The 17,919-nt window shown below is 45.5% G+C and carries 20 protein-coding genes; 16 read left to right on the top strand and 4 right to left on the bottom strand.

All coding sequences use genetic code 11. From position 1 onward, the window contains the following. The first annotated feature begins 10 nt into the window (after positions 1–10). From fliS to PSI14_RS10685, 3 genes are all read left to right on the top strand, one after another. Entirely contained in the window at positions 11–421 is a 411-nt protein-coding gene (gene fliS / locus PSI14_RS10695) for a flagellar export chaperone FliS (protein WP_273575872.1), read from the top strand. Then, positions 421–795 carry a flagella biosynthesis regulatory protein FliT gene (gene fliT / locus PSI14_RS10690; protein WP_273575871.1) on the top strand — a complete coding sequence of 125 codons (375 nt, stop codon included), beginning with the start codon at positions 421–423 and terminating at the stop codon, positions 793–795. The genes fliS and fliT overlap by 1 nt, the downstream gene beginning before the upstream one ends. Before the next feature lie 390 nt (positions 796–1,185). After that, complete coding sequence (locus PSI14_RS10685) at positions 1,186–1,371, top strand: hypothetical protein (RefSeq protein WP_273575870.1); 186 nt, start codon at positions 1,186–1,188, stop codon at positions 1,369–1,371. Between the two features lie 133 nt (positions 1,372–1,504). Here PSI14_RS10685 and fliE read toward each other — a convergent pair whose 3' ends face one another. After that, the gene (gene fliE, locus PSI14_RS10680; protein WP_273575869.1) at positions 1,505–1,816 is read right to left on the bottom strand and encodes a flagellar hook-basal body complex protein FliE; all 312 of its coding nucleotides are present in this window, start codon (positions 1,814–1,816) and stop codon (positions 1,505–1,507) included. Positions 1,817–2,099: 283 nt separating this feature from the next. On the opposite strand from fliE, the gene fliF reads away from it, so the two are divergent. The 13 genes from fliF (at position 2,100) to fliR (ending at position 13,472) form a co-directional block, all read left to right on the top strand. Next, positions 2,100–3,809, top strand: a complete 1,710-nt coding sequence (gene fliF / locus PSI14_RS10675) for a flagellar basal-body MS-ring/collar protein FliF (RefSeq protein WP_273575868.1) — start codon at positions 2,100–2,102, stop codon at positions 3,807–3,809. Next, the gene (fliG, locus tag PSI14_RS10670; protein WP_273575867.1) at positions 3,806–4,798 is read left to right on the top strand and encodes a flagellar motor switch protein FliG; all 993 of its coding nucleotides are present in this window, start codon (positions 3,806–3,808) and stop codon (positions 4,796–4,798) included. Before fliF ends, fliG begins: the two co-directional genes overlap by 4 nt. Beyond that, positions 4,791–5,495, top strand: a complete 705-nt coding sequence (gene fliH, locus PSI14_RS10665) for a flagellar assembly protein FliH (RefSeq protein WP_273575866.1) — start codon at positions 4,791–4,793, stop codon at positions 5,493–5,495. Before fliG ends, fliH begins: the two co-directional genes overlap by 8 nt. Further along, positions 5,495–6,859, top strand: a complete 1,365-nt coding sequence (gene fliI, locus PSI14_RS10660) for a flagellar protein export ATPase FliI (RefSeq protein WP_273575904.1) — start codon at positions 5,495–5,497, stop codon at positions 6,857–6,859. The genes fliH and fliI overlap by 1 nt, the downstream gene beginning before the upstream one ends. Before the next feature lie 203 nt (positions 6,860–7,062). Continuing rightward, positions 7,063–7,509 (top strand): flagellar export protein FliJ, encoded by a 447-nt coding sequence (gene fliJ, locus PSI14_RS10655; protein WP_273575865.1) that lies wholly within the window; start codon positions 7,063–7,065, stop codon positions 7,507–7,509. Beyond that, a complete protein-coding gene (locus tag PSI14_RS10650; RefSeq protein WP_273575864.1) occupies positions 7,506–9,026 on the top strand; it encodes a flagellar hook-length control protein FliK in 1,521 nt (506 codons plus the stop codon). The genes fliJ and PSI14_RS10650 overlap by 4 nt, the downstream gene beginning before the upstream one ends. A gap of 216 nt (positions 9,027–9,242) precedes the next feature. Next, the gene (fliL, locus tag PSI14_RS10645; RefSeq protein WP_273575863.1) at positions 9,243–9,719 is read left to right on the top strand and encodes a flagellar basal body-associated protein FliL; all 477 of its coding nucleotides are present in this window, start codon (positions 9,243–9,245) and stop codon (positions 9,717–9,719) included. A 5-nt stretch (positions 9,720–9,724) separates the two neighbouring features. Continuing rightward, a complete protein-coding gene (fliM, locus tag PSI14_RS10640; RefSeq protein ID WP_092519025.1) occupies positions 9,725–10,732 on the top strand; it encodes a flagellar motor switch protein FliM in 1,008 nt (335 codons plus the stop codon). Next, complete coding sequence (gene fliN / locus PSI14_RS10635; protein WP_273554182.1) at positions 10,725–11,132, top strand: flagellar motor switch protein FliN; 408 nt, start codon at positions 10,725–10,727, stop codon at positions 11,130–11,132. The genes fliM and fliN overlap by 8 nt, the downstream gene beginning before the upstream one ends. 2 nt (positions 11,133–11,134) lie before the next feature. Next, on the top strand, positions 11,135–11,599 hold the full coding sequence (fliO, locus tag PSI14_RS10630; RefSeq protein WP_273575862.1) for a flagellar biosynthetic protein FliO: 465 nt from the start codon (positions 11,135–11,137) through the stop codon (positions 11,597–11,599). A gap of 82 nt (positions 11,600–11,681) precedes the next feature. Next, the gene (fliP, locus tag PSI14_RS10625; protein ID WP_370688845.1) at positions 11,682–12,398 is read left to right on the top strand and encodes a flagellar type III secretion system pore protein FliP; all 717 of its coding nucleotides are present in this window, start codon (positions 11,682–11,684) and stop codon (positions 12,396–12,398) included. Positions 12,399–12,417: 19 nt separating this feature from the next. Then, positions 12,418–12,687, top strand: coding sequence for a flagellar biosynthesis protein FliQ (fliQ, locus tag PSI14_RS10620; protein ID WP_086108283.1), 270 nt, complete (start codon positions 12,418–12,420; stop codon positions 12,685–12,687). A gap of 2 nt (positions 12,688–12,689) precedes the next feature. Next, positions 12,690–13,472 carry a flagellar biosynthetic protein FliR gene (fliR, locus tag PSI14_RS10615; RefSeq protein WP_273575861.1) on the top strand — a complete coding sequence of 261 codons (783 nt, stop codon included), beginning with the start codon at positions 12,690–12,692 and terminating at the stop codon, positions 13,470–13,472. Between the two features lie 98 nt (positions 13,473–13,570). Here fliR and PSI14_RS10610 read toward each other — a convergent pair whose 3' ends face one another. Genes PSI14_RS10610 through PSI14_RS10600 form a run of 3 tightly spaced genes read right to left on the bottom strand, consistent with a single transcriptional unit; the run spans position 13,571 to position 17,912 of the window. After that, positions 13,571–14,326 (bottom strand): SDR family NAD(P)-dependent oxidoreductase, encoded by a 756-nt coding sequence (locus tag PSI14_RS10610; protein WP_273575860.1) that lies wholly within the window; start codon positions 14,324–14,326, stop codon positions 13,571–13,573. 14 nt (positions 14,327–14,340) lie between these two features. Beyond that, positions 14,341–15,075 carry an SDR family NAD(P)-dependent oxidoreductase gene (locus PSI14_RS10605; protein WP_273575859.1) on the bottom strand — a complete coding sequence of 245 codons (735 nt, stop codon included), beginning with the start codon at positions 15,073–15,075 and terminating at the stop codon, positions 14,341–14,343. Beyond that, a complete protein-coding gene (locus PSI14_RS10600; protein WP_273575858.1) occupies positions 15,072–17,912 on the bottom strand; it encodes an aminotransferase class III-fold pyridoxal phosphate-dependent enzyme in 2,841 nt (946 codons plus the stop codon). The genes PSI14_RS10605 and PSI14_RS10600 overlap by 4 nt, the downstream gene beginning before the upstream one ends. Between the last annotated feature and the right edge of the window lie 7 nt (positions 17,913–17,919).

Raw genomic sequence — 17,919 nt, 5'->3', positions numbered from 1 at the left:
AAGGACACTAATGTATCAACGTTCGGCAAGCCAATTATATGCTCAGGTAGATCTTGAGAGCGAAATTATGAATGCCTCTCCCTATCAGTTGATTCAGATATTGTTCAATGGGGCGCTCAGCGCCCTACGCCGTGCAATTATTCTGATGCAACAGGGTAATATCCCAGAGAAAGGTTTAGCTATTTCAAAGGCGATCAATATCATTGATAATGGTCTCAAAGAAGGATTAGATTTCGAGAAAGGCGGCGAGATTGCTCAGAATCTTTTTGATTTATATGATTATATGGGTCGCCGTTTACTCCATGCCAATTTACGCAATGATGAGAAGGCCATTACCGAAGTGATTAATTTACTTACCGAGATTTCAGATTCTTGGCGGCAAATAGGTTCTCATTACAACGCCAGTCAGGATATTGTTTAATGAAAAATGATATGGATCTTTTGTCAGCTTACCAACGGATCCTTAGTTTAAGTGAGCAAATGATTGATTTAGCCAGAAATGAAAAGTGGGACAAACTTGTTGAGATGGAAATCACTTATCTGAAGGCAGTAGAAGTGGTGACTCTAATATCGGAAAACTCAGACACACCATTTTCATTACAGCAGCAATTGACCAAAATTTTGCAAACTGTCTTGGATAATGAAAAAGAGACTAAGAGATTGTTGCAAAAAAGGTTAAATGAACTCAGCGACCTGATTAAACAGGAAAGCTGTAAACAACTCTTACATGATACATACGGGCAGTTCCCTGTTAGCAAATATGAAATGGAGTTGACTACAACAGAATCAAAATAAATATAACAACGGGCCAGTGATTCTATTTAAGAATAACACTGATTAATGGTGTCATTCATTTGCTTCATTTTAGGTGGTGTCAATTTGTCACCATCGCTTTTTTGATTAATCTAATTCGGCATTTTATTGTATTTATATTTTGCAAACAATCAAGATAACTTACATATAATATTTAACAAAGAATTAACCAAAAAATGATAATTGAGGCTTTTTAAAGCAGTCAACAGGAGGTAACATCATTACGTATTATTTTTAATTAAAGAAAAATGATGATAAGTAAACTAAAACCTGTGAAATTAAATTTCAAGATGAACATGGCACCATTGAAGCAGGAAATTTTGCTGTTTTGAGAGAACGGACTGGAGTAAATATTGGCTATCTCAGGAAAAGATGAATAATAAAGATGAGCAAGGCAATAACCAAACTTCTGGTTGGGGAATTGATACCTTGAGATTTTTATTTGAAGAGCAGAAAATCAAGGCAATCAGGCATCAAGGTGGGATTCCAATATCCTTCTGCATACTTCATATGAATAAAAGTAGAAGCTATTTTATTAGTTATAAAATTCAGCAATAAATAAAAAGCATCTCAAACAATGTATTTCTACTTTTGCAAGATGCTTTCGTCTAAAATTAAAAAATGAGAAATTAATGCTCTGCATAATAAAATATAAGACAGCTCTGCCATGAACACTAATTATGTTCGCGAATCAAACCTGCATATTCATAATTTCGTGATACGCATTAACCAGCTTATTCCTTACCTGAATGCCCATTTGCAGCGAAATACTCGCTTTTTGCATATTAACCATTACATCATTTAGCTCCACACCCTGAACTCCCAGTGTGAAATCTTGTGTTTTCTTCTCTGCGCTCAAGCGTGTTTCGTTTATTTTTCCTACTGCGGCAGTGAGTTGGCTGGCAAAACCGCCCTGTACTGAAATAGGTTTGGCAATATTTGCTGCTTGTAATGCCTGAGTCTGCATCTGTTGCAGTACACCTTCAATTGCCTGAATTGACATAAAAACCTCGCGTTAAATCACCCTATTGATTACGTGATTAAGTGCCATATTAGCCGTGGGCTGGTTGGCAGTTTTCCACGCAGCCACCGTAACACAGCCCTTCCAAACTAAAGCGGGTAATTAAAGTAAAAATTCGAAGCTTATTGTGCCATTAAAAGAGGTGTGAACAGCGAATAATGATGAAATTAATAATAGGAAGAATCTTTTCGCTTGCGTATGGGGAGTCTGTTTTGTTACGCCACGCTTTTAGTATTCATGTTGACCAGCAAGGCAAGGATCGTCTATGAGTGCAGCAACAACCGACGTTGAAAACCAAAAAGGTTTCAACGCTATTATCAGCAGGATAAAGGCTGATCCAAAAGTTCCGTTATTAGTTGCTGGCTCTGCTGCCATCACTATCGTCGTCGCCCTGTTTCTCTGGTTGCGCAGTCCCGACTATCGGGTGCTTTACAGCAATCTGAGTGATAAGGATGGCGGCGAAATCGTTACGCAATTAACTCAAATGAACGTCCCTTATCGTTTTTCCGAAAATGGATCAGCTCTCATGATACCTACCGAGAAGGTGCATGAGACTCGCCTGAAACTGGCCCAGCAAGGACTGCCTAAAGGGGGAGCTGCCGGTTTCGAACTATTGGATAAAGAGAAATTCGGTATCAGCCAGTTCAGTGAGCAGGTAAATTACCAACGGGCGCTGGAAGGTGAGTTAGCCCGTACCGTGGAATCACTCGGCCCGGTTCAGAGTGCCCGAGTTCATCTGGCCTTGCCTAAGCCTTCTCTGTTTGTTCGTGAACAAAAATCGCCATCAGCTTCAGTGACCGTGGGATTGCTGCAAGGCCGTGTGCTGGACGAAGGACAAATCAACGCCATCGTGCATATGGTTTCAAGTAGTGTTGCCGGCCTGCCAGCAGGTAATGTCACGATAGTGGATCAATCAGGACGTCTGCTAACGCAGAGCGATGCCACTGGCCGCGATTTAAATACCACGCAGTTGAAATATACGCAGGAAGTGGAAAATCGTTTCCAGCACCGCATTGAAACCATTCTGGCGCCTGTGGTTGGTCGTGGCAATGTACATGCGCAGGTAACAGCTCAAATTGATTTCTCTCGCCGCGAAGAAACAGCGGAAGAGTATAAACCGAATCAGCCACCAGATAAGGCTTCCATTCGCTCCAAACAGAGCAGTTCCAGCGAGCAAAGTGGTGGACCATTGTTGGGTGGTGTGCCGGGTGCATTGTCGAATCAGCCAAATGCGGCACCAAGAGCCCCGATTGAAAAATCGAACACAAATGCCAAAGATAACGGTGACGAAAAATCTGGTCAGCAGCGCAAAAACGCTAACAGTGACAACAGTTACGAGCGCATGGTAAGTAACAATCGCAATAATCGTTATGACGAACGCATCAACTATGAAGTGGATCGCACCATTCGCCATACTCAATTACAGGCTGGCGCAGTGGAGCGTCTTTCGGTTGCAGTCGTAGTTAACTATGCCTCTGTTCAGGGGAAAAATGGCCCTGAAACACAAGCACTGACACCAGAACAGCTTTCACAGATCGAGGCTCTGACCCGTGAAGCTATGGGCTTCTCTGCTAACCGTGGCGATAGTCTGAATGTGGTTAACACACCATTCAATAACAAAGCCGAAACGTTAGAACCTCTGCCATTCTGGCAGCACCCTGTCCTACTGGAAAAACTGTTGGAAGTAGGCCGTTGGTTACTGTTGGCTCTGGTTGCATGGTTACTGTGGCGCAAAATGATCGTGCCACAAATCGCCAAAAAACGTGCTGCGGAAAAAGCCGCATTGCAAGCGCAGAAAAAACAGCATAAACCGCAAACAGAAGTCAATGCTGAAATGGACGAAAAAATGCGCCGCCAGCTGTCTCGCCAACGTGTCAATGCTGAGCTTCAAAGCCAGCGTATCCGTGAACTTGCAGAAAAAGATCCACGCGTCGTCGCGCTGGTGATCCGTCAATGGATGAGTAACGAACAATGAGCCTGACCGGAACAGAAAGAAGCGCCGTCATGTTAATGACCCTGGGAGAAGATCAGGCGGCCGAGGTGTTCAAGCACCTGAATTCCCGGGAAGTACAACAACTGAGTATTGTCATGGCGGGGATGAGACAAGTCTCCAATCAGCAACTGGTTGATGTGCTGGCAGAATTTGAAGAAGATGCAGGGCAATATACCGCCCTCAGCATCAACGCCAACGACTATCTGCGCAGCGTACTGATCAAAGCATTGGGTGAAGAACGAGCTTCCAGCTTGCTTGAGGATATTCTTGAGTCCCGAGATACCACAACGGGCATCGAAACCCTCAACTTTATGGAGCCGCAGATGGCGACCGATATGATCCGCGATGAACATCCGCAGATCATTGCCACCATTCTTGTTCATCTGAGCCGTGGTCAGGCAGCCGATATTCTTGCCCTGTTGGATGATCGCCTGCGCAACGATGTAATGCTGCGCATCGCCACTTTTGGCGGTGTACAGCCATCCGCTCTGGCGGAATTGACAGAAGTGCTGAACAACCTGCTGGACGGTCAGAACCTGAAACGCAGCAAAATGGGTGGTGTTCGTACTGCGGCAGAAATCATCAACTTGATGAAAAGCCAACAGGAAGAAAGTGTCATTGATGCGGTTCGTACCTACGATGGTGAACTGGCACAGAAAATCATTGATGAAATGTTCTTGTTCGAAAATCTTATCGGCGTGGACGATCGCAGTATCCAACGCTTGCTACAGGAAGTTTCAACCGACTCCTTGCTGGTGGCATTGAAAGGTTGCGATCAGGCATTGCGCGATCACTTCCTCAACAATATGTCACAACGTGCTGCTGAAATCATGCGTGATGATTTGGCAACTCGTGGCCCTGTACGCATGTCCCAAGTGGAAGCTGAACAGAAAACCATTCTGCTTGTTGTTCGTCGTCTGGCAGAAAATGGCGAAATGATCCTGAATGGTGGTGACGATACCTATGTCTGATAAGTCGAATAATGGAAACTGGCGGCCGTGGCAGCCGGGCGAACTGACTCAGTGGGAAACGCTGCGGGCAAAACTGGAACCCATGGATGAAGAACAGGAGCCAAGCGAACAGGATCGGCTGCTGGAACAAGCGAGAATATTGGACGAGCTGAAAGAACAAGCTTGTCAAGCTGGTCATGCGCAGGGCTTTGCAGAAGGTCAGGCGCAGGGTTATGAACAAGGGATTCAGGAAGGCCGGCAGGCAGGACTGGAGCAAGGTTTGCAGGAAGCCCAACAACAACAGCAAATTGTTATCGACCAGTGGAAAGCCTTGCTAACGGACTTTAGCCATTCAATGGATGGATTGGATACCGTTATTGCTTCTCGGCTGATGCAACTTTCATTGACCGCTGCCCACCATATTCTGGGGCAGCCCGCTGTCTGTGATGGCACTGCCCTATTGAATCAGATCCGCGAATTTATCCAGCAAGAACCTATGTTCAGCGGGAAACCACAATTGCGTGTTCATCCACAAAACATTCCTCTGGTTGAACAGCAACTGGGGGAACTTTTGGCACTGCACGGCTGGCGCTTGATTGCCGATAACAAACTGCATCCGGGCGGTTGTAAAATCAGTGCCGATGAAGGCGATATGGATGCCAGTTTAGCAACCCGTTGGCATGAAATGTGCCGTCTGGCAGCACCGGGAGAATTATGATGACGGCAAGACTTGGTCGCTGGCTGGCAACCTTGGATTCATTAGAGAAGCGACTGGAAAAAACACCAAAAGTACGCCGCTATGGGCGCCTGACCCGCGCCACAGGCTTGGTGCTGGAAGCCACCGGCTTGCATATGCCCCTCGGTGCCACCTGTCTGATCGAGCGCCAAAATGGCAGTACCATTGAAGAAGTTGAAAGTGAAGTTGTCGGCTTCAATGGCGAAAAATTGTTGTTAATGCCACTGGAAGAATTGGAAGGCATTGTGCCGGGTGCCCGCGTTTATGCCCGTTCTTATGGTGAAGATGCAGGGGGCGGACGCCGCTTGCCTCTCGGGCCAGAATTACTTGGCAGAGTTCTGGATGGTGCAGGTCGCCCCCTTGATGGTTTACCTGCCCCTGATACTGGTTATCGCGCTTCCCTGACGACAACCCCACTCAATCCCCTGCAAAGAACCCCCATCAGCAGTGTGCTGGATGTTGGCGTCCGTGCCATTAATGCACTGCTGACCGTGGGACGTGGACAACGCATGGGATTATTTGCTGGCTCAGGGGTCGGTAAAAGTGTGCTGCTTGGCATGATGGCGCGTTATACCCAAGCCGATGTGATCGTTGTGGGATTGATTGGTGAACGTGGTCGTGAAGTTAAAGACTTCATCGAAAACATCTTGGGCACAGAAGGATTATCACGCTCTGTCGTCGTCGCTGCTCCTGCCGATATTTCACCGTTGCTGAGAATGCAAGGAGCCTCTTATGCGACCCGCATCGCTGAAGATTTTCGTGATCGGGGTAAACATGTTCTGCTGATCATGGATTCCCTGACCCGTTACAGCATGGCGCAGCGCGAAATTGCACTGGCTATCGGTGAACCCCCGGCAACTAAAGGTTATCCCCCTTCTGTGTTTGCCAAATTGCCGGCATTGGTGGAAAGAGCGGGTAATGGTGTCAGTGATGGCGGTTCCATTACTGCATTTTATACCGTGCTGACAGAAGGTGATGACCAGCAAGATCCGATTGCCGATTCTGCACGTGCCATCTTGGATGGTCATATCGTGTTATCACGTTCACTGGCAGAATCAGGTCATTATCCTGCGATTGATATCGAAGCCTCCATCAGTCGTGCCATGACTGCGCTGATCGACAATACCCATTATCGGCGGGTGCAACATTTCAAACAGTTGCTTTCCAGTTATCAGCGCAATCGGGATTTGATCAACGTCGGTGCATATGCAGCGGGCAGTGATCCCCTGCTTGACAAGGCGATTCAGCTTTATCCGCATATAGCCCAATTTCTGCAACAAGGCATTGACGAACGCAGCGAGTACGAGCCGGCCTGTTCTCAGCTTCAACAGTTATTACCGACATAATGTTTTGCCTACGGGGATCTAGCCGAGAAATATTTTGCTAAAAGGTATATATCCTTTGGATTTCAAGATAAAGCCGCAATTTGAAAGACGACGGGTATAACGTTTATCGGTACGGTGCCGATATAACTTTTTTCAATATAATTTTGCTATTGATGTAATTCAGTAACGCTTATGTCTGTTTGGTGATTAAAACGAGGAAATACATGCAACAACACTCCCCTCTCGTGACTTTGCGTGAACTTGCCCAAGATGCGGCAGAAAAAGCAGCATCGCAACTTGCAAAAATCCGGCAAAGTCACCAGCAAATGGAGCAGCAACTCACGGCGTTAATGGATTATCAGGATGAATATCGTACCCGTTTGAATGACACACTCAGCAGCGGCATGTCCTGCTCGACTTGGCAAAATTATCAACAGTTTATGAAAACGCTGGAAATGGCAATTGAACAGCACAAATTACAGCTCAATCAATGGAAACAACGTCTTGAGCAAGCCATATCACAATGGCAAGAAAAACAACAACGTCTGAATGCCTTCGACACACTGCAACAACGGGCAGAGCATAATTTGAAGTTACACCAAAATCGCATGGAGCAAAAACAAATGGACGAGTACGCACAACGTGGTGCACAACGGAGAATGAAACAATGAATCTCACTCTTTTGCCTACTGATTTAAAACCCACGAGCAAAGGCCCAGACAAAAATCAGGCGACTTTGAATAATCCCGTGATCGGTAACCATTCTTCTCAATTTGGGCAACTTCTCAATGCAGAAACAGCCTCTATGCAGAAGCCCACCGTTCAGACTGGTGTTCATGTAAATGTTCATGCAAATGTTCAGGCGAATGTTCAGGCGGATAAAAATAATCAGGTAAATCAAAATAACCTGAAAGAGGGAAAACCTGCCTCTGATAAAACAGCAAAAAACGGGTCGCCATTGACATCAGCGTCAAATAACACGGTGATTGAAGGTAGATCACAAGTGGAAACAGCGCCGCAAGAAAATAATGCTGAATTTGCTGTATTGAAAGATGAAGATCTTTTATCAGCCGAAGCATTAAGCGCAGCAATACCCATCCAGCTTGTGGGACTGCTCGCCCCGCATACAAACTCTGTAGCCCTTCCGGAAGATATTGATGGATTGATGGGCAATGAATCATTGGAAAAGACGTTGCTGGAAAATGCATTGCTGGAAAACGAATCATTAAAAAATAAGTTTCAGGAAGGTGAAAGCAGCGCTGTAAATACAATAAATACAATAAATACAAATGCAATGCTGGGCAAAAGTGCCAAAGATAGCAAATTAACTGACACCGAATTGCAAGATGAAGTCATTCAGCTTTCGGCTAAACAGGAAACGTCTCTGAGTAATAAGGCCGAGGGTTCAGCTAATCTTCAATCTGGATGGACTCCGCTCGCCGGACAAACCAAACTTGCGGTTACTAATGCGACTAATAATAGCAATGGTAAGGCTGAGTCTGGTATTGCTCCCCTCAAAAATGCAGCTCCAAGCAGCAAAGAGTCGAATCTGCTCCAGATGGCTATTCAGGCAGCACCTGCATTAACGGCTTCCCCTATGGCAGAAGCAGCGTCTGTTGACTCACCTGCGCTATTGGTAACCTCTCCCCTACTTTCAGCCGGGCAGCATCCAACAGGGCAATTTCAATTGAGTAGCGCAACCGCACCTCTATTGAATGCCCATCTTGGCAGCGAAGAGTGGCAGCAACAACTCAACCAGCATGTACTGTTCTTTAACCGCAATGGTCTTCAACAGGCAGAACTTCGCTTACATCCTCAGGAATTGGGTGCGCTGCACATTCGTATGAGCGTTGAAGACAATCAAGCACAGTTACATTTTGTTTCCGCCCATCAGAACGTTCGTGCGGCTCTGGAAGCTGCTTTGCCGGGGTTACGCCATGCACTGGCTGAAAATGGCATTCAATTGGCGCAAAGCAGTGTCAACACCGATGCTCAGGGAAATGGGCAATCAGAGCACTATGCGAATAATCACGCCAATAACCCGAACAATAATTCCAATTCCCATGCTGAAAACCCAGATCATGGCTTAGCGGCTGCAACAGGGAGCACGACCTCCCATTCATCAGCCATCAGGATGACACCTCAACAACTCGCCTCGACTCGGGGAGGTGTTGATACCTTTGCCTAATTATCCACCTAATTATTCGCCTAATTTCATGATGCACTGTAATAAAAAGAAAAAGGGCCGATAACAAACGAGTGAGTTAATAGTTTTTTCCTCGTTTGTTCCAGCCATTGCCGGAACAAAGACGCGGGATAATTGATATCGAATTTGATGGATAAGGGTTCTGCCATGGAATGCGCGGAAACTTATTCGCAACGGAAAACAGGAATTTGTCTGTCCATGTCTGATTATAGCTACGAGCATAAACGCACAAATCCAATTTGGATGATAATGTTAATACTGATTGCTGTTCTTGGTGCGGCCATTGGAGGGTACAGCTGGTGGGTAATGAGCCAGTCAGCCAATAACAGTACAGAGAAAGCTGATGTCATTGATATACCAGTATTTATGGCCCTGGAGCCTTTTACTGTCAATTTGATCGACAACGAAGAGCACTTCGATCGTGTTTTATATGTTGGCATCACATTGCGTTTGCCTGACCAAAAAACCCGTCAGCGCCTCCATGACTATCTGCCAGAAGTTCGTAGCCGTATGCTGCTGCTGTTATCTCGCCAGAAAGCCACTGCTCTGGCAAAAGATGACGGCAAGATGCATTTAATGGCAGATATCAAACAGATACTACACCCGACATTAATACCCGGTGAACCTGATCAGGAAATCACCGATGTATTTTTTACTACGTTTATTCTGCGATAATCACTATGAGTGACAATATTCTTTCACAAGCAGAGATCGATGCTCTGCTCAATGGTGACAGTGCCTCAGCTGATGACGTAGAACAGACTGCGTCTGGGGAAAATGAGGTTCGCCCTTACGATCCCAATACACAACGCCGTGTTGTCCGCGAACGTTTGCAGTCACTGGAAATCATCAATGAACGTTTTGCCCGCCAATTCAGGATGGGGCTGTTTAATATGCTGCGCCGCAGTCCGGATATTACGGTTGGTGCCATAAAAGTTCAGCCTTACCACGAATTTGCCCGCAACTTGGCTGTGCCAACCAATCTCAATCTGGTTCATCTGAAACCATTGAGGGGAACCGCACTATTTGCTTTCGAGCCAAGCTTGGTTTATATCGCTGTTGATAACCTGTTTGGGGGGGATGGCCGTTTTCCAACCAAAGTGGAAGGCCGTGAATTTACCTATACCGAACAGCGGATCATCAACCGGATGCTGAAACTGGCGCTGGATGCTTATCGTGACTCATGGGATTCCATCTTTAAACTTGACGTGGAATACGTGCGTTCCGAGACGCAAATAAAGTTCACCAATATCACCACCTCACCGAACGACATCGTGGTTACCACACCGTTCCAAGTGGAGATCGGGGCATTGACCGGGGAATTCAATATTTGTATTCCATTCGCCATGATCGAACCCCTGCGCGAACGTCTGACCAATCCTCCTGTGGAAAATGCGCGTCAGGAAGATAGCCAGTGGCGTGAAACTTTGGTGAAACAAGTTCAACACTCAGAGTTAGAACTGGTGGCGAATTTTGTTGATATCCCCCTGCGGCTGTCAAAGATCCTTGAACTGAAAAGTGGCGATGTCCTGCCGATTGAAAAACCTGAACGCCTAATCGTTCACGTTGATGGTGTGCCTGTACTCACCAGTCAATATGGAACACTGAACGGGCAATATGCCCTGCGCGTTGAACACCTGATTAACCCTGTTTTAACTGCTCTGGATGAGGAAAAGCCCAATGAGTGATGCTAAACAACCCACAGATACCAGATTGACTGAAGATATGTGGGCAGAAGCGCTGGAACAACAGGCCGCACAGCAAACCTCTGACGGCGGCGCGTCAATATTTGAGAATCTGGAAGCGCAGGATGCGTTGGCCCAACTCTCCGATATTGATTTGATCATGGATATTCCCGTTAAGCTCTCTGTCGAGCTGGGACGCACCAAAATGACCATCAAACAACTGTTGAGACTGTCACAAGGCTCAGTGGTTCCCCTTGATGGACTGGCGGGTGAACCATTGGATATTCTGATTAATGGTTATTTGATCGCACAGGGAGAAGTGGTGGTCGTATCCGATAAGTACGGTATCCGTATCACTGATATCATCACTCCTTCTGAGCGCATGCGTCGCTTGAGTCGTTAACCATGATGGCGAACCAGCCTTCCGTTCGTAATTCTTTTCAACATAGTGCGGCATCTGATGCCGCACCTGTTAACACGATAACCGGCAATAGTGAACCCCTTCCCGCCAGCCAAACACTGATGCAAATCAGCAGTGCACTGGGTGGTATTTTATTGTTGATTTTCTTCATGACATGGCTAATTCGCCGTTTGGGTTTTTCACCGGCCAAAAGCAAAAATCATCGTTTGCTGAACGTTAAGGCAAGTTGCTCCCTCGGACCGAAAGAGCGGGTCGTTGTTGTAGAAATCGAAGATAACTGGCTGGTCTTGGGAGTCACATCTCAACAGATCAACATGCTGCATCAGATGCCTGCACCGCCTGACAACGAGGAAAAGGGAACCGCGATTAAGTCGCTGCCATTTGGTCAGATGCTAAAAAGTACACTCCAACGAAAAAGCAAGAATAACCAGGACGATGATGAAAAATAGAGTTTTTTTTATGGCAGTCAACCGAATGACAGGCAAAAAATTTGTCTCATGGCTTTATCAAATACGTTTGACAACTCTGTTTATGGCGCTTTTGCTGCCGCTGTTCCCTATGAACGCTGCTGCTGAGTTGCCTGGCATCATAAGCCAACCCTTAGCCAATGGCGGGCAAAGTTGGTCATTGCCTGTTCAAACCCTGATTTTCATCACGGCATTGGGGTTCATCCCTGCCGCTCTGCTAATGATGACCAGCTTTACCCGCATCATCATTGTACTCGGCTTGCTGCGCAATGCACTGGGAACACCTTCAGCTCCGCCTAACCAAGTTATGCTGGGTTTGGCACTGTTTATGACTTTTTTCATCATGGCGCCAGCATTCGATGATGTCTATAAAAACGCCTATCTGCCCTATAGCAAGGATGACATTACTCTGGAAGTTGCACTGGATAACGGTGCCAAGCCTCTGCGCCAATTCATGCTGCGTCAGACAAGAGAAAATGATCTGGCACTATTTGCCCGTCTTGCAGATCAAGAGGCATTTGAAACTGCGGATTCTGTTCCAATGCGTGTACTCGTCCCCGCGTTTATTACCAGTGAATTGAAAACTGCGTTCCAGATTGGTTTTACGCTCTTTATCCCGTTCTTGATCATCGATCTGGTTGTTGCCAGTGTTTTGATGGCATTGGGGATGATGATGGTTCCACCCGCCACCATATCACTACCGTTCAAACTCATGCTGTTTGTCTTGGTAGATGGCTGGCAATTATTGCTTGGCTCGCTGGCGCAAAGCTTTTATATCTAAACAACGGCTTAAGAAAATTATGACTCCAGAATCGATAATGGCCCTTGGTGTTGAGGCAATGAAAGTGGCGTTGGCTCTGGCTGCTCCACTCCTTTTGTCTGCCTTGGTTTGTGGCTTGATCATCAGCTTATTACAGGCGGCAACTCAGGTAAACGAAATGACCTTATCGTTTATTCCGAAAATTTTGGCCGTCGTCACCACTATCATCATCGCCGGGCCATGGATGCTAAACTTACTGCTGGATTACATGCGCGCCTTGTTTACTAGCATTCCGCATATTATCGGTTAATTATGATCCCGTTTGATACTGAAACACTTTCCCGCCTCGTCAGTGATTTTTTCTGGCCATTGGTGCGCTTGATGGCGTTATTTAGCACGGCACCCATTTTCAGTGAAAAACAAGTACCAATAAAAGTCAAAATTGGCTTGGCGCTAGTAATCACAGCCATACTTGTCCCGACTTTCCCTTCTCCTCAAATTCCGATTTTTTCTGTTGTCGGAATTTGGGTTCTAATACAACAAATATTGATTGGCATGGCTTTGGGATTAACCATGCAGATCGCTTTTGCTGTAGTACGCTATGCCGGTGAAGTGCTCGGCTTACAAATGGGACTTTCATTCGCCACCTTTTTTGATCCTACAGGTGGCCCGAATATGCCTATTTTAGCCCGTATCCTGAATATGCTGATGTTATTGCTGTTTTTGGCCTTTGACGGGCATTTATGGCTATTGTCGATTCTGGCAGATACTTTTCATTCTATTCCCATTAAACCCACTCAATTGAATCCAAAGGGTTTTTTATTATTAGCCCAAAGTGCCAACCTGATCTTTATCAATGGCTTGATGCTGGCAATGCCAATGATTACCCTGCTTTTGGTGCTGAACTTTTCTCTGGGCATGTTGAACCGCATGACGCCCCAACTTTCCGTGTTTGTGGTCGGTTTTCCTCTGACCCTGACCGTGGGGATTTTCACACTTTCTCTGGTGTTCCCGATGTTAGTGCCATTTACTGAACGGTTATTTGGCGAAATGTTCGATCGCCTGGCGGTAATCGTTAGTGAAATAGTGCTGTAAACAAACCGTATTTTTCTGGCTAAATTTCCCTTTATATTGTGGCGGCAAAAGCCAGGGGGGGGTTCATAGCACTTATTCACTATTGACGAAAATAACATTTATGCTCCACACCCATCCCCGCCATCAATCACCAAACCTTGAGCCGTAATCATGGCTGCGTCTAAAGAAATGAAAAACATCACGGCATTGGCAACATCCTGAGGGCTGACCAATCTCTTCAGCGGAATACGTTTTTCAATGCGCCTGAGTAAGGCCGATGTTGAACATCCAAGCAGTTTTGCCTGTGGCTCCAGCCCCTTCAACAACATTGGTGTATCCACCCAAGAAGGCAGTACTGCATTTACGGTAATTTGCCTTTCTGCCAAATCCAGAGCCAGCGATTTCGTTAATCCAAGCAAAGCATGTTTGGATACACAATAAGCACTATTGTGTTTCTTTCCTGCCTTACCAAGAATAGATGAAATAATGACAATCCGGCCTCCAGAAAGGATATTGGGTACGACATTCGATAATAGGCGTTGGACTGAATGTAAATTGGCAGCCAATATTGAATCCCAAATATCACTATCTCCAATTTTATTATCATTATCTTTACCATGACTAATGACTATTCCTTGTAATATTTCTGGTAATTTGCCCTCTTTAAACAGAGGCACCAACTGATTAGCGATGGCGTTTTCATCAGTCAAGTCAATTTGAAGTATATCAACCAACCCCGGTGATTGTTCTGCCAGTTTATTTAGCCCTTCGCTGTTAACATCAATGGCAATAATACGATATCCAGTCGTCAGCAATTTCTGGCAAACGGCATAGCCTATTCCACTGGCAGCACCGGTTACAATGAACGTCAACATTAAATTTTCCTTTATTAACTCAGAGTAATACCACCGTTGACATTAATTACCTCTCCCGTCATATAGTGATTTTCCATAAGAAAATGAACTGCCGAGGTAATTTCGCTGACAACACCAACGCGTTTGAGCAATACTTTGCTATTAATTAATTCTTGGTGTGTTTTTAATAAGTTCGCTGACATCTCTGTTTGAATAATTCCGGGAGCAATTGCATTGACCCGAATATTCTTGGGTGCCACTTCAACGGCAAGTGCCCGTGTTAATGATTCTATACCGCCTTTGGTGGCGGCATAGATTGATTGCCCCTTATTGGGCCTTTGGGCTGAAATGGATGAGATATTGATAATGTGCCCACTGCGCTGCGGTATCATCATTTTCAACACTTCGCGGCTACATAGGATGTAACTTAATAAATTATTGTTTATCAATAACTCAATATCCTTGGTTTCCATCGTTGCCAATAACCCATCCCTTGTGATCCCGACGTTATTAACCAGAAGATCAATACGCCCAAATGCCTCACTCACGGTATTAATAAATGTACTGACATCCCCTGCCTTGGCAAGATCAACCCTGACAGGCAGGGTGTCGTGGAAGTCATGTGTGACTTGGGTAATAAAATCGGCAGTTTGGGGGGTATTATTGCGATAACAAAAAGCGACCCGGTATCCCCTATCCAATAAACTTAAAACTATCGCACGACCAATACCTTTGCTGCCGCCAGTCACAACGGCATATTTCTCGCTCATAAGCTAGAATTTCCTTTGATTTCCGATAGAGTGAAGTGGTGTTTTTTGGCTATCGCCATAATGTCGAGAACTTGCTTGGCGGAAATATTCCCGTATGAGAAATTTCCTTTGTGCTGTTCCAGTGCCAGTAAAATAGTTTCCGTCATACAGGCATAGAGCTGCCCTTCTCCCAAATATGCTCTGACTCTGGGATCAAGGCTGTCATGACAAGGTGTCTGGACGATACCGCCGCGCAGGATCTGGATGTCAGGCCGGTTAATTAAATCGTTATCAGACAAGTTGTGTGGCACAGAAATGTCACAAACAATTCCCCCTCTTTTTATCTTGTCTACAGGAATAAATGCTTCTGAAGCGTTGGCCGCACAAACAATGACATCACTATGTTCAATATCAGAAATGTTCTGGGAAATACGGATAAATACTTGATCTGAATGATGCTGGTTCAAGTAGTGATCTATCGCTTCACCCACTGGTTTCCCTGCAAGGGCACCAGATGGCATTAATGAAAGGCAGTCCACTACACGTTTTGCCAGCCCTCTCATAACTGACTGAGAATTAGTCATAAATTGTTCATAGATGTTTTGATAAATCTGGTATTTCACTTCGTTCATTTTTCTCACCGAACCATGATTATGACTACCAATCAATGTCATCTCCAGAAATTGCGGCCCCAGAATCTCGGCATAAACACGGCCGATATTTCCCGCGCCCCCAATCACCGTAATGCGAACTTGGCTAATATCTCGATTTAACATACTATTTTTTAAGGCTTCAATTCCCATGCCCACAGTCAAAGTATTCCCCGTCGTCACATTTATCTGGTTGTTTTTCACAGACTTACCATTGTTAGTGATTATTGAGGTAAACATGCCCAAACCCACCACGGTATTACCAGCTTGCGCCGCCTGAGCAACACGGACATCAATTTCATGTCGCAACCTTTCTAAATCATTTTGTGCCAGCGCTGACTTGATCATTTTTGAAGTCACGGGGATTGGATACAGTGTAAAACTCACAGACTGACCATTGGCCGAACGAATTCGCGCGGGTTTAAACGGTTTTGTCGCAAGATTAAAGCTGGTATTTTCGACAAACAATGTCATTTCTTCGTCGCTGAGTAGGCTAAAGGAAGGGTCAACTTCTTTCAGCCAGTCCGCTGAAATCAAATGATTCACGAAAGCGGCCTTATAATCTGCCGTACTGTCATCTTCTTGCTCCGTCTCCCTGCGACGATAATCCGCAACAACAGACGGAAGTTGTTTCCCAAGCACGGGAGCAACAATAAAGCCAGCATTGGCATGACGAATAGCCAGACAAACGCGGGAAAGTGCTTCGATAAAACGGATAACCTGCGAAAGTTCCAGAAATACGGATGGTTCCACACGAATCACGTTGGCTGCACTGCCTGAGGGTGCCACTCGAATATGGCTGCCACACAGTAAATGACCACTGATTACATAGCCCAAGCTGCCTTGTACTGCGATATTTTGCAAAATGTAGGAATCTGAATTAATCACATCACAGAATTCGACTCCCCAGATCAACCCCTTGCCACGAACCTCTTGGATGACATCAGGATATTGCTCTTTTAAATCCTCCAGCCGTGTTTTGAACTCATTTCCCAGTTGGGTAACTTGCGTCAGCAACTTACGCTGATCAGCATACAGCAGGTTGATATAATCAAGTGCAACCCGACAGGAGAAATCATCTTCACCGAACGTTGAGCTTTGGATTACATCGAACCCCGGAGTAAAACTTTTCTGACGAATGGCAACGACACCAATTTTGACATATCCACCGCCCAACGCTTTGGAAAGCACATAGTAATCTGCATCAATACCCGCATCACTCGATGCCACCAAAAATCCACACCGCCCTGATCCGGTCTGTACTTCATCAGCAATAATGGGGCATCCAAGGATCTGTTTTAGCCGATTGATGCCAGTGACTTGTTCGGTACTGAGTGGATAAACCCCACCTTCTCCCTGAATGGGTTCTACCAACAATGCGGCCACGGTTCTAAATGCCTTTTTGGTCAAAACAATCTGACCATTCTCTTCCTGCGGCAACCATAACCAACTGTTTAAAATGTCATTGGCTTTTTCCCCCATTTCGACAAATTCAGCTAATTGGGCAGGAGAAAGAAAAAGCGTGTTAATTTTCAGCCGCTTCAAATAGTCACGATACATGGCGCCATGTGTACAGTTCGCCGTCACCATCATCTTTCCATGAAAAGCATGTTCAAGAGCAAGGAATGTCGGTTTTGAGTCTAATTGAAATTGATTAAACGCAGACAAAGCCAGTTTAATTTCTTGGACAGTAGGATCTTTTTCCAATTTCAGTTGCTGTCTCTGCTCTTGCGTCAGTACAACCTCAGCTTCGTTGTCCAATATGTTGGCAACCTGTGCCATTTCTTGCCCTAATGCGAGAAGTTGCGCATTACGTGTAAACTCGACACTTTTCAGTGCAACTTCCATTGATTCTGCCCCCGTACTGGCAAAACAGAATACAAAATCGCCATTGGTTGCAGTTTCTTCTTTCAACAACTCATTCAGTCTTTCTGCCAGCATTGCTGCGGGCTTTCTAATGGAAAATTGGTTATGAACCGGAATTTCTTCATCAAGATAACATTTGATTTTTTCTCTGATTAAAGGGGAATTGTGCCCAAGTAATGTCGCACCATACCCTCCCAGAAGATCCAATATTGGCACTTCCTGTCCATTTTCATCTTTGCAGTACAGAAAATTTCCAGAAGCCCGGTGGTAGGCCTTGTTTAACCCAATAGAAGCCAAAGCACGGGTAAGCAGAGGCTTACAAAATGCAGCATAACTTTCCATAGTGAAT

It is taken from the genome of Xenorhabdus anantnagensis, assembly GCF_028598555.1.
GTDB classification, from domain to species: Bacteria; Pseudomonadota; Gammaproteobacteria; order Enterobacterales; family Enterobacteriaceae; genus Xenorhabdus; species Xenorhabdus anantnagensis.
The sequence above is the reverse complement of the archived record's forward strand: the minus strand, read 5'-3'. Positions and strand labels throughout refer to the sequence as shown.

Excerpts from the sequence above, each read along its gene's own strand:
- fliS (WP_273575872.1), top strand. The coding sequence starts at position 11 with ATGTATCAACGTTCGGCAAGCCAATTATATGCTCAGGTAGATCTTGAG.
- fliT (WP_273575871.1), top strand. The coding sequence starts at position 421 with ATGAAAAATGATATGGATCTTTTGTCAGCTTACCAACGGATCCTTAGT.
- PSI14_RS10685 (WP_273575870.1), top strand. The coding sequence starts at position 1,186 with ATGAATAATAAAGATGAGCAAGGCAATAACCAAACTTCTGGTTGGGGA.
- fliE (WP_273575869.1), bottom strand. The coding sequence starts at position 1,816 with ATGTCAATTCAGGCAATTGAAGGTGTACTGCAACAGATGCAGACTCAG.
- fliF (WP_273575868.1), top strand. The coding sequence starts at position 2,100 with ATGAGTGCAGCAACAACCGACGTTGAAAACCAAAAAGGTTTCAACGCT.
- fliG (WP_273575867.1), top strand. The coding sequence starts at position 3,806 with ATGAGCCTGACCGGAACAGAAAGAAGCGCCGTCATGTTAATGACCCTG.
- fliH (WP_273575866.1), top strand. The coding sequence starts at position 4,791 with ATGTCTGATAAGTCGAATAATGGAAACTGGCGGCCGTGGCAGCCGGGC.
- fliI (WP_273575904.1), top strand. The coding sequence starts at position 5,495 with ATGACGGCAAGACTTGGTCGCTGGCTGGCAACCTTGGATTCATTAGAG.
- fliJ (WP_273575865.1), top strand. The coding sequence starts at position 7,063 with ATGCAACAACACTCCCCTCTCGTGACTTTGCGTGAACTTGCCCAAGAT.
- PSI14_RS10650 (WP_273575864.1), top strand. The coding sequence starts at position 7,506 with ATGAATCTCACTCTTTTGCCTACTGATTTAAAACCCACGAGCAAAGGC.
- fliL (WP_273575863.1), top strand. The coding sequence starts at position 9,243 with ATGTCTGATTATAGCTACGAGCATAAACGCACAAATCCAATTTGGATG.
- fliM (WP_092519025.1), top strand. The coding sequence starts at position 9,725 with ATGAGTGACAATATTCTTTCACAAGCAGAGATCGATGCTCTGCTCAAT.
- fliN (WP_273554182.1), top strand. The coding sequence starts at position 10,725 with ATGAGTGATGCTAAACAACCCACAGATACCAGATTGACTGAAGATATG.
- fliO (WP_273575862.1), top strand. The coding sequence starts at position 11,135 with ATGATGGCGAACCAGCCTTCCGTTCGTAATTCTTTTCAACATAGTGCG.
- fliP (WP_370688845.1), top strand. The coding sequence starts at position 11,682 with ATGGCGCTTTTGCTGCCGCTGTTCCCTATGAACGCTGCTGCTGAGTTG.
- fliQ (WP_086108283.1), top strand. The coding sequence starts at position 12,418 with ATGACTCCAGAATCGATAATGGCCCTTGGTGTTGAGGCAATGAAAGTG.
- fliR (WP_273575861.1), top strand. The coding sequence starts at position 12,690 with ATGATCCCGTTTGATACTGAAACACTTTCCCGCCTCGTCAGTGATTTT.
- PSI14_RS10610 (WP_273575860.1), bottom strand. The coding sequence starts at position 14,326 with ATGTTGACGTTCATTGTAACCGGTGCTGCCAGTGGAATAGGCTATGCC.
- PSI14_RS10605 (WP_273575859.1), bottom strand. The coding sequence starts at position 15,075 with ATGAGCGAGAAATATGCCGTTGTGACTGGCGGCAGCAAAGGTATTGGT.
- PSI14_RS10600 (WP_273575858.1), bottom strand. The coding sequence starts at position 17,912 with ATGGAAAGTTATGCTGCATTTTGTAAGCCTCTGCTTACCCGTGCTTTG.